Origin of the sequence: Nocardia sp. 852002-20019_SCH5090214, from assembly GCF_001665865.1 — a bacterium.
GTDB classification, from domain to species: Bacteria; Actinomycetota; Actinomycetes; order Mycobacteriales; family Mycobacteriaceae; genus Nocardia; species Nocardia nova.
Window position 1 is genome coordinate 216,411 of the sequence record NZ_LZMK01000393.1, and the last position, 12,828, is coordinate 229,238.

Here is a 12,828-nt window from a genome sequence, read left to right on the forward strand (position 1 = left end):
CACCACCTACACCGGTCGAGACGCCGCGGCGACCAGCACCGCATGGAGCAATCTCGCCTGTATGCCCGCCTCCTCGCCGTGCTGCACCACCTCGGCGAATGCGATGCCGAGCGCCTCACCCACATCGAATTCGCTCGAGGCTGAGGTATTCCCGGCCAGCCCGGCTCGCCAGTCCCGGTAACCGCTCACCACTTCGGCGAGAGTGCGGTCCGGCTGCAGGCGCAGGTATTCCGCGATCAGAACACGTTGCGCCTGCTTGCGCGCTACGCCGCCGCCTGCGGCGTCGAGGGCCCGGCCGAATTCCCGAAGCGTCGCCGGATAGATGTCCGATCGCGCCGGCTCGCCGTCGGGTTCCACGGTGGGGGCGGCTGCCGCCGGCTCTTGCGCGGTGCGCCGGTCGAGCGTCATCGAGCCGGCGGCGTCCTCGATGCCCGGTTCACGACTCCATCGCACCGTGCCGAGTTCGCCGCCGAGCTCCGCCACCGCGACCGAATCCAGACCGATCATCGGATAGTCGGTGAGCACCCGGTCCACCGCCGCCACGAAGTCTCGTATCGGCGGCAGCTGGAGGCCGGGTGTGTCGAACCCGGTCACCTGTACACCGTGGCGCTCGGCCAATGTGCGCGCCAGCCAACCGATCATCGGGTCGGACGCCTGCTGCTGGCGAGAGCGGCGCCGATCACCCGCACGTGCCTTGTCGCGGGACGAGCGGTCGGATCGTGGCGGGGAACCGTGCCGGGGATTTGCCTCCGGCTTGCCGGGAGATCCGGGCTTTCCAGGGCCTTCGGCTCTTCCTGGTGTGCCGGGATGGCGAGGCGGCTGTTGCCCGCCCCACGGAGTATCGCCCCGTTTCGTAGGTGCCGCTGGGCTTTCGGACGAGGCGTCCGCAGCTCGCGGCGCGCCGCGCCGGTCGGCCGGAGGTAGCCCCGACGAGGAGGAGGGCGGTGCCGAAACGGATGAGGGCCGGCGACCGGAGTCGCCGGAGGGAGGGCGCCCGTCCCGCCCGGAAGGATCGGACTCCGGCCGGTCCCGATTCCACGGCGAGCGGGACTCCGTCCCGTCCTGTGGGTCGGTCGGAGAACCGTTCGGTGACCGCGAACCACCGGCCGGGGGCTGGTCGGCGCGCTGCGCCCCGCCGGTGGGATGCGCCGGACCGCCGGCGACCGGAGAGTTCCGCGCCGGGGAGACCGCGGCGGGGTTGTACGGGACCTGTGGACCGGCATCGGCCGGCGACGGCCGGCCGGTCGGGGTATCCGGCGCAACCGTGGCCGAACTCCCGGTGCCCGGATCCCGATTCCCCGCGGCGTCGGCCAGCCGGGCGGCGCTGCCGGCATCCTGCGCGTCGAATTCGTTTGCGACACCGATTATTCCGGATGCCGTGCTGTGCAGCCCCTTCTCCATCGCGCGCACGTTGGCGAGCATCTGATCGGCATGCGGTGTGAACTGCTCGGCGAACTGACGGCCCATATAGTCGTCGCCCCAGCTGCCCTGGGCCTGGTCCAGGCAATCCCGTAGTCCGGCATAGGTCTGCCCCACCCGGTCGGCGAGTTCGGCCAGCCGGGCACCCCGTTCGCGCAGGCCGGCCAGGTCCAATCGAAGTTCGCCGCTCATATCCCGCCTCGAGCCGTCACATCCGGTCGCCGACCCGCAGGCGGAACCGTCGCTCGAAGTCGGTCACGAAAACCGACAGCGGCACCGACGAACTCGAGCGCTCCACGGCGCCGTCGTCGGCGACATAGAAGACCGCACGGTCCAGGGCGATGTCGTTGTCCGGCACCGGCGATCGCACCATCCAGCCCACGCTGATCCGGTCGGCGCGCAGGGACGACGGAGGATAATCCGCGGTGTCGTACCCTCGCTCGCGGATGTGATCGCGAACCAGTTTCAACGCCTCCGCTTCGCTGATCCCCGCGACCGCGCCGGCCGTCAGATCCGCGAGTGCGAACTGGAACAGCGCACCGGCGACGTCGACCTCGGTCTCGTCACCGACCGCCTGCACGATCGCCTCGCGTGTCACCGCGGCGGCCTGCGCCGCCGACACCAGCAACTCGGCAGCATCCGGCGATGACTGCTCCACCACGTCGGCGACCACTCGCGCCACCGTGTCGGCAGTCCACACCGCGGGCATCGCCGCCGCGCATTCCGACATCGGAGCGGATCCGCCCCGGTACCACCGCCCCTTCTCCCACCAGTAGCAAAACGACAGCATGCCGGTCATCACCCGCGGATCGAGCACCGGGTCGGCCACCCAATCAGGTGCTCCCGCAAACACATTCGGCATTGCGCCACCACCGTTGTAGGCGAGGTCCAACGCGGGGGCCTCCCATACTCCACCCGACAGCACCGCCCGGTCTCCGGGGAGCAGCGTCAACGTCGAACCGCTGTGTCCGGCACTTTCGAAGACGCCCACGGATGGACCGATCCGTGGCCCCCGTTCCGAGCCGGCCGCCACGAAGGCCGAGGCCAGCACCGCCCACCGCGCCCACAGTGTTCGCAGGTCCGGCAACTCGCCGGTCACCGGCACCGCCCGCACGCCCGCACTCCGGTCCGCCCGCATTCCGTCCCAGGCGGCGCGCGGCGGCCTCGACTGGGATTCGCCGCGCCCGATGTAAGCCGCCAACCACACCGGCAGCCGGCCGCGCGGATACCTTTCCAGGTCGGCCAGATACGCCTGTGGTGCGAACAGTTGCTCACCGGGAAACGGCTCGGCCCCGTGATCGACGACGACCTCGACGTCCTCCGCGTCGGCGCGCACCACCATCCGCCACCACGGCTCGCTCTCCAGCTCGGCCGAAACCTGCCGGTGCCGGCGCACCGACGCCCACACCTCATCCGACACCTGACACCTGACCGGCCCGTGCCCGTCATCGACCACGAACAACGCCGATTCGGTGACAACGGTCAACGCGAACGATGCCTCCAGCCGCTGCCATTCCGGCGGCGCGAGCTCGCGCAAGCCGGCGGTGATCCGGTCCACCACGTCCGCGAGATCCTCACCCCCGGAACCGCTCACCACACACTCCCCGATCCACGAACCGTCGATACGCGACCACGCTCGCAGCTGCGCACCTCGACCTCGGGAGGAGCAGAAGCAATTTCCACAACCGCCTCGATCTATCGCTCGTCAGGGTCGCACTCGGTTCGAGAATTTCGTACCCCGAGGCCAGCACGCAACCGAGCTGCTATTGCCACCCGTGAAAAGGGGGCCGCATCGGACCGGCGTATGACGCGGCCGCGAGGCATTCGGCGGCGATGGTGATCGCGGCGCGCAGTTCGGCGGAGGGTAGGGCCGCGTAGCCGATCGGGGCGCCGAAGGTGTGCGGTCGATCGGCGTGATGGCGGGCGAGGCCGTCGAGCCGTACCCCGCGATCACGAGCGTGGGCGATCGCGGCTTCCTCGACCGCGGCGGATTCGAGCGGGACGAGCACATGGGATCCGGCATGGTCGCCGACGACATCGAGCCCGCGGGCGCGAAGTTCGGCAACCACGAGTGCCCGGCGCGGCGGCATCTCACGGCGCAGGCGGCGCAGATGACGGGCCAGGTCGCCGTGCCGGGCGAGCTCGGCGAACACCAGCTGACCGGCGGGAGCCGGACAGGTGCCGGTGCTTTCCCGGTGGGCCGTCACGGCGTCCGTGACAGCCCGGGAGGCGACGAGCCAGCCGACGCCGAGCGTGGTGGACAGGATTTTGGAGGTGGTGCCGAGATGGATGACCCGACTCGGGTCGAGGCTCGCCAGCAATGGCAAAGGGGCACTGTCGTAACGCAATTCGCCGTCGTAGTCGTCCTCGATGATCAGCGCGCCGGTACGCCGGGCGAAGTCGATCAGTTCGACGCGGCGGGCGGCGGGCATCCGGGCGCCGAGCGGGAACTGATGGGCCGGGGTGCAGTAGACGGCGCGCACACCGGCGGGAATTCTGTCCACTCGAATACCCTTGTCGTCCAACGGTATCGGCAGTACCTCGATACCCGCGGCGCGGAAGGCGCCGACCGCGCGGAGGTAGCCGGGATCTTCGACGGCCACGGTGTCGCCGCGGCGCAGCACGGCGTGGGCGAGTTCGCCGACCGCCGAACTGGTGCCGGAGGTGGCGAGGACGACACTGTCGCTGCCGGGAGCGAGGCCGCGATGGCGGAGCAGATGTTCGGTGATCATGGCGAGGTAATCCGGTTCGCCGCCGCGGTCCTTGCGCGCCGACGGCAGCCGGTCACTCGCGGCGCGCCAGGCGCGACGCCAGGCCGCGCGGTCTATCGCCGCCACGCAGGGTGCGCCCGGGGCCAGGTCGAGCAGTTCGCCGACGGCATCCGAAAGAGCGCTCGCCGCAACGGGTTCCGGTACCGATGCCGGTGCGGCGGTGAGGTAGGTGCCCGAGCCGTGCCGTCCCGAGATCCAGCCCTCGGCATGTAATTGGTCGTAGGCGGCGGTGACCACCGTGCGGCTGACGCCCAGGCGTTCGGCCAGAGCGCGGGACGAAGGGAGTCGCTCGCCGCCTCGCAGCCGGCCGGCCGTCGCCGCGGCGCGCAGTTCGTCGGCCACCTGGACCGACAGCGGGCGTGGTGCATCGCGATCGATCGACAGCGGGAGGTCCTCCACGATGCTCCCTTCGGCTCGAATGCCCCACTGCGACGATCGCGCGGCGTCCGCACAAGTGGACTTCCGAAATAGCTCCTGATTGGCCATATGATGATGCCACCCGATCGTAGACCCTGGTCATATGCCAGGAACACCCACGCGCCCGAAGCTCTCGCCGACCCCGCGCAGCACCGTCACCCGCTATCGGGACCGCGCCGCCACCGACCGCTCGGCCCTGGACGAGGTGCTCGACGCCGGACTGATCTGCCATATCGGGGTGACCCTGCACGGCGCGCCCGTCGTGCTGCCGACGGTCTACGGCCGCAGCGCGGACACGCTGTACCTGCACGGATCCACCGGCGCCGGCAACCTGCGCGCCGCCCTCACCGGGGACATCTGTGTCGCGGTGAGTCTGGTCGATGCGATCGTGTACGCCCGTGCGGCCATGCACTTTTCGATGAATTACCGCTCCGCCGTGATCCACGGGCGCCCGGTCGAGGTCACCGACCCCGAGGAGCGGCTACGCGCGTTGCGCGTCATCGTCGACCATTCCGCCCCCGGCGCCTGGGATACCGTGCGCGCGCCCGACAAGAAGGAGCTGGCGGCCACCCTGGTCCTGGCCCTCGACCTCACCGAGGCCTCGGTGAAGATCCGCGCCGGCGATCCCTCCGACGATCCCGCCGACCTGAACAGCGACGCCTGGGCGGGCCTGCTCCCGGTCCGTCAGGTCTTCGGCACTCCGATCCCGGCGCCGGACCTGGTACGCCCGGGCGCCGTCCCGGACCACGTGACGACGCGGATCCTCACCACGCGGTGACCGGTACCTCGAATCGTTCGATCGCCTTCCGTGCGAAATCGACCAGCGCATCGGAGGATTCGATTCGCTCCTGATCCAGGCCCACCAGAGCGAGGGTGTACGTGTGCCCGATCCGGCACAGGTAGGCCGCGAGGCGGGTGCGGGGGAGCGCCGTCGGTTGCAGTCCGGGATGGATGGCCCGGGCGGCTACGCCGGTGCAGCGATGCGGGCCCAGCTGTGCCAGCGAGGCCGGGAGGGTGCCGATGTTCGAGCACAGAATGTCACGTTCGCCCGCACCCCGGGAGAGCCGGTGCGCGACGCGCGCGGGCAGCACCTGCAGCAGTTCCGCGGGCATGCCCGGGGGACCGGACATACGGTATTCGTATGCGGCACGGCACTTCTCACGCAGGGTCGCGGGAGTATCGGTGCGCTCGACCACCACTTCGGTCATGGCCATGTCGTTGTTGACGCGGCGATCGTCGCGGGTATCGACGGGAACGGCGGCGGTTATCGGCGAGTCGGGAAAACCGCTGTCCCACAGCATCTTCGCGACGACGTGGAGGAACAGGCTGTTCGCCGTTCCGCCCCGCCCCGCCGCGGCGAGCTCCCAGTCCGCCGCCGGAAATTGCAGGACCGCATCGGTTGTCGTCGCCGTCTCGGCGCTGCGGCACGCTCCGTCACCGGGTTCCCGTGGCACCCCGTGTCGCAGGGCGCGCGCACTGCCGGACAACACGGTGCTCCACTGCCTGGCCGCATCGGACCAATCCGACTGCGGTGCCGCATAATCCGTGAGCGGCGAGCCGGACAGCGCGTGGTCGACGGCCAGCGCCAGGCCGCGTCCATCGGCGAGGGCATGCGAACACGTCAGTGCCACCACCGAACCGCCCTCGCGCAGCGCCGCCGCGGACAGCCGCCACCCCGGCCCGAATTCCGGATCCAGATCGTAGCCCTGTTCGTCGGCCCAGCTCAGCAGGTCGGCGGCGGCGATACCGCCGCCGGCGATGCGCAACGGATGGGCGCCGTCGTTGCGCCGCCAGTACGGCCGCGCACCCGGAACTCGGGGGCGGACGACGCGGCGGCCGAGGGGGCCGACGCGCAGGGCGGCGTGGATCTGTTCCAGCAGCCGCCTGTCGATCGGGTCGGCGGTGCGCCACAATCCCTGCAGCGCACTGGGAGTGCCGAGACCGCGATGGGCGCGCAGAAAGATCTCGTCGACTACGCTGAGCCGGCCCATCGCCGTTCAGGCCGACGATCCGTGGCGGCCCGCTCCGCCGGCGAACCGCTGCGCGCCCTCGAGCGCACCGTCGGCCAGCGCGGTGAAGCCGTAGCGGAACTCGCGGGCCATCGCCTCCGATTCGTCCAGCCCCCACTGCTCCAGCGCCGACATCCGGTCCGAACGCAGGCAGGTCTGCGGCAGTGCGGCCAGCTCCGCCGCGAGTCGCTCTGCGGCGGAACGGGATTCACCGGGGCCGACGACCCGGTTGACCAGCCCGATCTGCAAAGCCTCGGGTGCGGCGACAGCTCGGCCGGTGAGGATCATGTCCATCGCCCGGCCCGCGCCGACGATGCGCGGTAAGCGCACCGTGCCACCGTCGATCAGCGGGACGCCCCAGCGGCGGCAGAACACACCGAATGTGCTGTCCTGCTCGGCGATCCGCATATCGCACCACAGCGCCAGTTCCAGCCCGCCGGCTACGGCATAGCCGGAGACGGCGGCGATCACCGGCTTGGACAGCGTCATGCGGGTGGGGCCCATGGGGCCGTCGCCGTCCTCGGCCGCCCGGTTGGACTTCTCGGTGCCCAGCGATTTCAGATCCGCCCCGGCGCAGAAGGTACCGCCCGCGCCCCAGAGCACCGCGACCGCCGCGGTGTCGTCGGCATCGAATTCGCGGAACGCGGCGGCCAGCGCCTGTGCGGTCGGTCCGTCGACGGCATTGCGTGCCTCGGGGCGATCCAGGATCACCGTGAAGACCGGCCCGCTGCGCTCGATTCGTACGCTCACGAATTCGACCATACGGCCCGCCCCGGCCCTTGCGTCAAGAAATGAATTTGTGATTCACTTCTTGCGTGGCGTACCGCAGAACCCCCGCCGTGCAGGCGCGACTGGACGCACAGTCGCGCGCGATCGTGCACGCGGCCATGAAGGTGCTCTCGGAGCAGGGCTTCGGCGGGCTGTCGATGGCCACCGTCGCGGCGGAGGCCGGAGTCGCCACGGGAACCGTCTACAAGAGTTTCAGCGGGAAGGCCGAGTTGGTCACCGCGGTGTTCCGGGACGTCGTCACGCGCGAGGTCGCCGCGGTCGCACAGGCCGGGGCGGAGGGCGGCGTCGTCGAGCGCGTCACCGCCGCGGTGGAGACCTTCGCCGGGCGCGCGCTGAAGAATCCCAAACTCGCCTACGTCCTGCTCGCCGAACCCGTGGACGCGAGCGTCGATACCGAACGCCTGCGCTTCCGCAGGGCCTTCGCCGAAACCTTCGAGTCCGCGATCGCCGACGGTGTCGGCGCCGGGCAACTGCCGCCCCAGGACCCGCGCACCACCGCCACCGCCCTGGTCGGCGCCATCGGTGAGGTGCTGGTCGGACCGTTGGCCGAGCAGCTGCAGAGCGAATCCGTGGTGCCCGAACTCGTCGCCTTCGCGCTGCGCGCGCTCGGCGCGCACGAATAGGAGAACTCATATGGCCACCCACGAAGTGTTCAACCAGGTCCCGCCGATCACCCCGTTCGACTTCTCCCGCAACCCGGCCCTGATCGAAGGCCTGCACCGTGAGGGTGCGGGCTGGGCCGAAGCCGAGGTGCGCGAACTGGGCGCGCTGGCAGGAAGTTTCGAGGCGCAGGAGTGGGGCCGGCTGGCCAACGAGTACCCGCCGGTGCTGCACACCCACGACCGCTACGGCAATCGGGTGGACGAGGTGGAGTTCCACCCCTACTGGCACAACCTGATGGACGTCGCCGTACGGCACGGCCTGCACGGCAGCCCCTGGCTCGACGATCGGCCCGGCGCGCACGTCGCCCGCGCCGCGAAGTTCTACACCTGGGGCGTCGCCGATGCCGGACACATGTGTCCCATCTCCATGACCTACGCCGCGGTTCCGGCACTGCGCCACAATCCCGAACTGGCCGCTCGCTTCGAGCCGCTACTCGGTTCGCGCACCTACGATTTCGGCCTGCGTGAGCCCTCGACGAAGGCCGGTCTGATCGCCGGGATGTCGATGACGGAGAAGCAGGGCGGCTCCGACGTGCGGGCCAACACCACCACGGCCACACCGCAATCCGACGGTACCTATCGCATCGTCGGGCACAAGTGGTTCACCTCCGCGCCGATGTCGGATATGTTCCTGACGCTGGCGCAAGCGCCCGGCGGCCTGTCCTGCTTCCTGCTGCCGCGCGTGCTGCCCGACGGCACCCGTAACGCGCTGCGGCTGCAGCGCCTGAAGGACAAGCTGGGCAACAAGTCCAACGCGTCCTCGGAAATCGAGTACGAGAACGCGACAGGCTGGCTGGTCGGCGCCGAGGGCGCGGGTGTGAAGACCATCATCGAGATGGTGAACATGACCCGTCTCGACTGTGTGATCGGCTCCGCGACCGGCATGCGCACCGGCGTGGTCTACGCCGCTCACCACGCCCGGCATCGGGAAGCGTTCGGCGCCAAGCTCGTCGACCAGCCCGCCATGCGCAATGTGCTGGCCGACTTGGTCATCGAATCCGATGCCGCGACGACGGTGATGCTGCGGCTGGCCGGTGCCACCGACCGCGCCGCGACCGATCCCGCCGAGGCGGCGCTGCGTCGAATCGCATTGGCGGTGACCAAGTATTGGGTCTGCAAGCGTGCCCCCGCACACGCGGCCGAGGCGCTGGAATGCTTCGGCGGCAACGGCTATGTCGAGGAATCCGGTATGCCGCGGCTCTATCGGGAGGCGCCGCTGATGTCGATCTGGGAGGGCTCGGGCAATGTGGCGGCGTTGGACGCCCTGCGCGCCATGGGCCGGCAGCCAGAGACGGTCGAGGCCTACTTCAACGAGGTCTCGCTGGCCCGCGGCGCCAACCACCACCTCGACGACGCGATCGACCGGATCGGCAAGGAGCTCACCGACCTCAGTGATATCGAGTTCCGCGCCCGGCGGGTGATCGAACTGATGGCGTTGGTGTTGCAGGGCGCGCAGCTGGTGCGCCACGGCCATGCCGCCGTGGCGGATGCCTTCTGCGCCAGCCGATTCGGTGGCGACTGGGGAATCGCCTTCGGCACCCTCCCGGTGGGAGTGGATACCGAGGCGATCCTGCAGCGCGCCTTCGTCTGATCCGAATTCGGCTGATCCGGATTCGCCCGATCCGGCTCAGCCCACCGGTTCGCTCGACATCTCCCACGGGGCCTGCGGCAGTACGTCGCCGGTCTCGAGCAGAGACTTGAGGTTGGCCAGCACGGCTGGCCAGCCGCTCGAAATGCCTTGCAGCATCTCCTGATTCGGCAGATTCTCGTGCGTGACGGTGAGCCGGACGATATCGCGGTGCGGTTCGACGAGGAAGGTGACCAGCGACGGCGAGCGGTCGGCGTCGGGCATATCCTCGAAGGTCACCACGAGGCGGTGCGGCGGATCCGATTCGATCACCTCGCCGACGACGTCGACGGCCCCCGAGCCGTCGACGCGACGGTGTTCCCAGCTCGAACCCGGTTGCCAGTCCGACACATTCGCGTGTCCCCAGTATCGAGCGGTGAGATCGGCGTCGGTCAGTGCCTTCCACACCTGGTCGGCGCTGGCACGGATATAGGTGACGTAGACGTAGTTGGGCACGGTGGTGCTCATGGCGTACTCCTCAGCCTGGTTTTTGATGGCCCGGATCGCATCCAGTCGCGGCCTGTCGAAGACGGAGATCCATCGTTGTTCGATGTCGTGGATAGGTGCCGGATTGATGTAGTGCACCCGTTCCCGCCCGCGTCGCAGCACTGTGACCAGTCCCGCTCGCACCAGGATGTCGAGATGCTGCGTCAGTGACTGGCGCGCCATCTCCACCCGCTCGCACAGTTCGCGCAGAGTCTGCCCGTTCTGCGCGCGAAGCCGATCCAGCACCAGCCGCCGCGTCGGGTCGGCCAATGCCTTGAAGACCACGTCCAAATCCGGTTCGGGTTGCACGGGGAAAATTATGCAGGCATTTACCTGCATAAGTCAACGGGTCGGGTGAGCAAGCAGGCGAAGATACGGCGCCGTTGGGCGTTACCGATGTCAGGGCGCGGCGGCGATGGCCAGGCCGATCAGCGCGACCACCTTCAGCAGCTCGAGCCCGATGTACCAGTAGTGCGCCGTCGAGCGCGGTCCGTCCTCACCGGCCAGGACCCGATTCGAACGCCGGGTCAGCGGCGGCCGGACCGCCACCACCTGTATCGCCAGCACGACCGCCGCGCCGATCAGCCATCCCCAGGTCGCCCCGCTCGGGCCTACTACGGCTGCCGAAATCAGCAACAGCACCGCCAAGACGGCCTCGGTGATGTTGAGCGCCTTGAACACCAGCCGACCTATACCCAGCCCGAGGGCGAGCGTCACTCCCGGCGCGCGGAACTTCAGCGGCGCCTCCAGGAAGGAGATGGCCAGCACCATGCCGAGCCACAGCATCGGCAGGAACCACAGCAGATGTTGTGCAACCGAGGTCATATTCCGGACGTTACAACGGGGCATCGGGCCATGGCAGTGCCCTGCTCACATTCCCGGCATGAGATCAATTACGCATCCGGGCGGGGTATTTTCCGTGGTGGTGGGTCAGCGGTGGCCGCGATACCACCGAATCAGCGCATCGGTCGACGAATCCGATTGCGGTGCCGGATCTTCCGCGGAGGTGAGCAGCGGCTCCAGGGCGAGCGCCTGCTGTTTGCCCAGCTCCACGCCCCACTGGTCGAAACTGTCGATTCCCCAGATGGTGCCCTCGACGAAGACCTGATGTTCGTAGAGCGCGATCAACTGCCCGACGACCGACGGGGTGAGTTGCGGGGCCAGGATCGTGGTGGAGGGGCGGTTACCGGGCATCACGCGATGCGGCACCAGGGCCGGATCGAACCCCGGAGTTCCGCCGTCCTCGGCCTCGATCTCCGCCGCCGTGCGCCCGAAGGCCAGCACCTTCGTCTGCGCGAACAGATTGCTCATCAGAATGTCGTGCATGCTGCCGGAGCCGTCGCGCGTCGCGAGATCGTCGGTGGGACGGGCGAATCCGATGAAATCGGCCGGCACCAGCCGGGTGCCCTGATGCAGCAGCTGGTAGAAGGCGTGCTGCCCGTTCGTTCCGGGCTCACCCCAGAAGATCTCGCCGGTCGAGGTCGTCACCGGACTGCCGTCCAGCCGTACCGATTTGCCGTTCGACTCCATGGTCAGCTGCTGCAGATAGGCCGGGAAGCGCGCCAGATCGTTGGAGTACGGCAGCACCGCGCGCGACTGGGCACCGAAGAAATTCGAGTACCAGACCCCGAGCAGGCCGAGCAGGATCGGCGCATTGCGCTCCGGCGGCGCGGAGACGAAATGTTCGTCGACACTGTGCATTCCGGCCAGGAATTCGGCGAACCGCTCCTTCCCGATTACCGCCATCATCGACAGCCCGATCGCGGAATCCACCGAATAACGGCCGCCGACCCAATCCCAGAACTCGAACATATTCGCGGTATCGATACCGAAATCGGCCACCCGCTGCGCGTGGGTGGACACCGCCACGAAATGTTTGGCGACCGCGTCCTCGCCGAGCGCCGCGACCAGCCAGCGCCGCGCCGCGGTGGCGTTGGTGAGCGTCTCCAGCGTCGAAAACGTCTTGGAGGCAACGACGAAGAGAGTGCGCGCCGGATCGAGGCCGTCGAGTTTCGCGGTCAGATCCGCCGGATCGATATTGGAGACGAATCGTGCCGAGATCCCGGCATCCGCGTAGTGCCGCAACGCTTGATACAGCATGGCGGGACCCAGATCCGAGCCGCCGATGCCGATGTTCACCACCGTGGAAATGCGTTCACCGCCGGCGCCGCGCCACTGTCCCGACCGCACCGCATCGGTGAAATCGCCCATCCGGCGCAGGACTTCGTGCACCTGCGCACCCGCGTCGGCGCCGTCGATCATCATCGACGCGCCGGCCGGCAGGCGCAGTGCCACATGTCCCACCGCGCGGTCCTCGGAGGTGTTGATGTGCTCGCCCGCGAACATCGCGTCGCGGCGCCGCGCCACACCCGCCGTCTCCGCCAGATCGAGCAGCAGATCCAGGGTTTCGCGCGTGATGCGGTGCTTGCTGTAGTCGATGTGGAGATCGCCGACCTCGACGGTCAGCTCGCGTCCCCGGTCCGGATCCTCGGCGAAGAATTCGCGCAGATGCCGGTCGGCCACGGCCGAATAGTGATCGTGCAGTTTCCGCCAGGCCGCCGTCGCGGTGATGTCGCTGCTCACTCCCGCGAGATTACAGACCTGTTCCCGTATGCGCAGGGAGTGATGTCGCCGGCTCTCTCGCAGAT

The 12,828-nt window shown here is 69.0% G+C and carries 11 protein-coding genes; 3 read left to right on the forward strand and 8 right to left on the reverse strand.

What is annotated here, in order from left to right:
- Positions 1 to 6: 6 nt before the first annotated feature.
- From A5780_RS32750 to A5780_RS32760, 3 genes are all read right to left on the reverse strand, one after another.
- Entirely contained in the window at positions 7 to 1,611 is a 1,605-nt protein-coding gene (locus A5780_RS32750) for a hypothetical protein (RefSeq protein WP_064910989.1), read from the reverse strand.
- Positions 1,612 to 1,627: 16 nt separating this feature from the next.
- Entirely contained in the window at positions 1,628 to 3,013 is a 1,386-nt protein-coding gene (locus A5780_RS32755; RefSeq protein WP_156769735.1) for a hypothetical protein, read from the reverse strand.
- 169 nt (positions 3,014 to 3,182) lie between these two features.
- Positions 3,183 to 4,589, reverse strand: coding sequence for a PLP-dependent aminotransferase family protein (locus A5780_RS32760; protein WP_227463084.1), 1,407 nt, complete (start codon positions 4,587 to 4,589; stop codon positions 3,183 to 3,185).
- A gap of 121 nt (positions 4,590 to 4,710) precedes the next feature.
- Here A5780_RS32760 and A5780_RS32765 point away from each other — a divergent pair, with 121 nt between their 5' ends.
- Positions 4,711 to 5,385, forward strand: coding sequence for a pyridoxamine 5'-phosphate oxidase family protein (locus tag A5780_RS32765; RefSeq protein WP_063014226.1), 675 nt, complete (start codon positions 4,711 to 4,713; stop codon positions 5,383 to 5,385).
- On the opposite strand, the gene A5780_RS32770 is transcribed toward A5780_RS32765, so the two are convergent.
- Positions 5,372 to 6,598 carry a hypothetical protein gene (locus tag A5780_RS32770; protein ID WP_064910990.1) on the reverse strand — a complete coding sequence of 409 codons (1,227 nt, stop codon included), beginning with the start codon at positions 6,596 to 6,598 and terminating at the stop codon, positions 5,372 to 5,374. The two genes, A5780_RS32765 and A5780_RS32770, sit on opposite strands and share 14 nt — an antisense overlap.
- A gap of 6 nt (positions 6,599 to 6,604) precedes the next feature.
- Positions 6,605 to 7,378 (reverse strand): crotonase/enoyl-CoA hydratase family protein, encoded by a 774-nt coding sequence (locus A5780_RS32775; RefSeq protein WP_036524266.1) that lies wholly within the window; start codon positions 7,376 to 7,378, stop codon positions 6,605 to 6,607.
- A gap of 53 nt (positions 7,379 to 7,431) precedes the next feature.
- Between A5780_RS32775 and A5780_RS32780 the strand changes: the two genes are divergently transcribed.
- Both A5780_RS32780 and A5780_RS32785 read left to right on the forward strand, forming a co-directional pair.
- On the forward strand, positions 7,432 to 8,028 hold the full coding sequence (locus A5780_RS32780) for a TetR/AcrR family transcriptional regulator (protein WP_063014230.1): 597 nt from the start codon (positions 7,432 to 7,434) through the stop codon (positions 8,026 to 8,028).
- Positions 8,029 to 8,038: 10 nt separating this feature from the next.
- The gene (locus A5780_RS32785; RefSeq protein WP_063014232.1) at positions 8,039 to 9,658 is read left to right on the forward strand and encodes an acyl-CoA dehydrogenase family protein; all 1,620 of its coding nucleotides are present in this window, start codon (positions 8,039 to 8,041) and stop codon (positions 9,656 to 9,658) included.
- A gap of 36 nt (positions 9,659 to 9,694) precedes the next feature.
- On the opposite strand, the gene A5780_RS32790 is transcribed toward A5780_RS32785, so the two are convergent.
- The 3 genes from A5780_RS32790 to pgi all read right to left on the reverse strand — a co-directional run bounded on the left by A5780_RS32790 (position 9,695) and on the right by pgi (position 12,763).
- On the reverse strand, positions 9,695 to 10,465 hold the full coding sequence (locus A5780_RS32790; RefSeq protein WP_197521936.1) for a metalloregulator ArsR/SmtB family transcription factor: 771 nt from the start codon (positions 10,463 to 10,465) through the stop codon (positions 9,695 to 9,697).
- Positions 10,466 to 10,579: 114 nt separating this feature from the next.
- On the reverse strand, positions 10,580 to 11,005 hold the full coding sequence (locus A5780_RS32795) for a hypothetical protein (protein ID WP_063014237.1): 426 nt from the start codon (positions 11,003 to 11,005) through the stop codon (positions 10,580 to 10,582).
- 105 nt (positions 11,006 to 11,110) lie between these two features.
- Positions 11,111 to 12,763: a glucose-6-phosphate isomerase gene (gene pgi, locus A5780_RS32800; RefSeq protein WP_030515071.1), complete on the reverse strand. Its 1,653-nt coding sequence runs from the start codon at positions 12,761 to 12,763 to the stop codon at positions 11,111 to 11,113.
- Positions 12,764 to 12,828: the final 65 nt, after the last annotated feature.

Coding starts and splice junctions, on each gene's coding strand:
- A5780_RS32765 (WP_063014226.1), top strand. CDS start 4,711: ATGCCAGGAACACCCACGCGCCCGAAGCTCTCGCCGACCCCGCGCAGC.
- A5780_RS32770 (WP_064910990.1), bottom strand. CDS start 6,598: ATGGGCCGGCTCAGCGTAGTCGACGAGATCTTTCTGCGCGCCCATCGC.
- A5780_RS32785 (WP_063014232.1), top strand. CDS start 8,039: ATGGCCACCCACGAAGTGTTCAACCAGGTCCCGCCGATCACCCCGTTC.
- A5780_RS32750 (WP_064910989.1), bottom strand. CDS start 1,611: ATGAGCGGCGAACTTCGATTGGACCTGGCCGGCCTGCGCGAACGGGGT.
- A5780_RS32795 (WP_063014237.1), bottom strand. CDS start 11,005: ATGACCTCGGTTGCACAACATCTGCTGTGGTTCCTGCCGATGCTGTGG.
- A5780_RS32775 (WP_036524266.1), bottom strand. CDS start 7,378: ATGGTCGAATTCGTGAGCGTACGAATCGAGCGCAGCGGGCCGGTCTTC.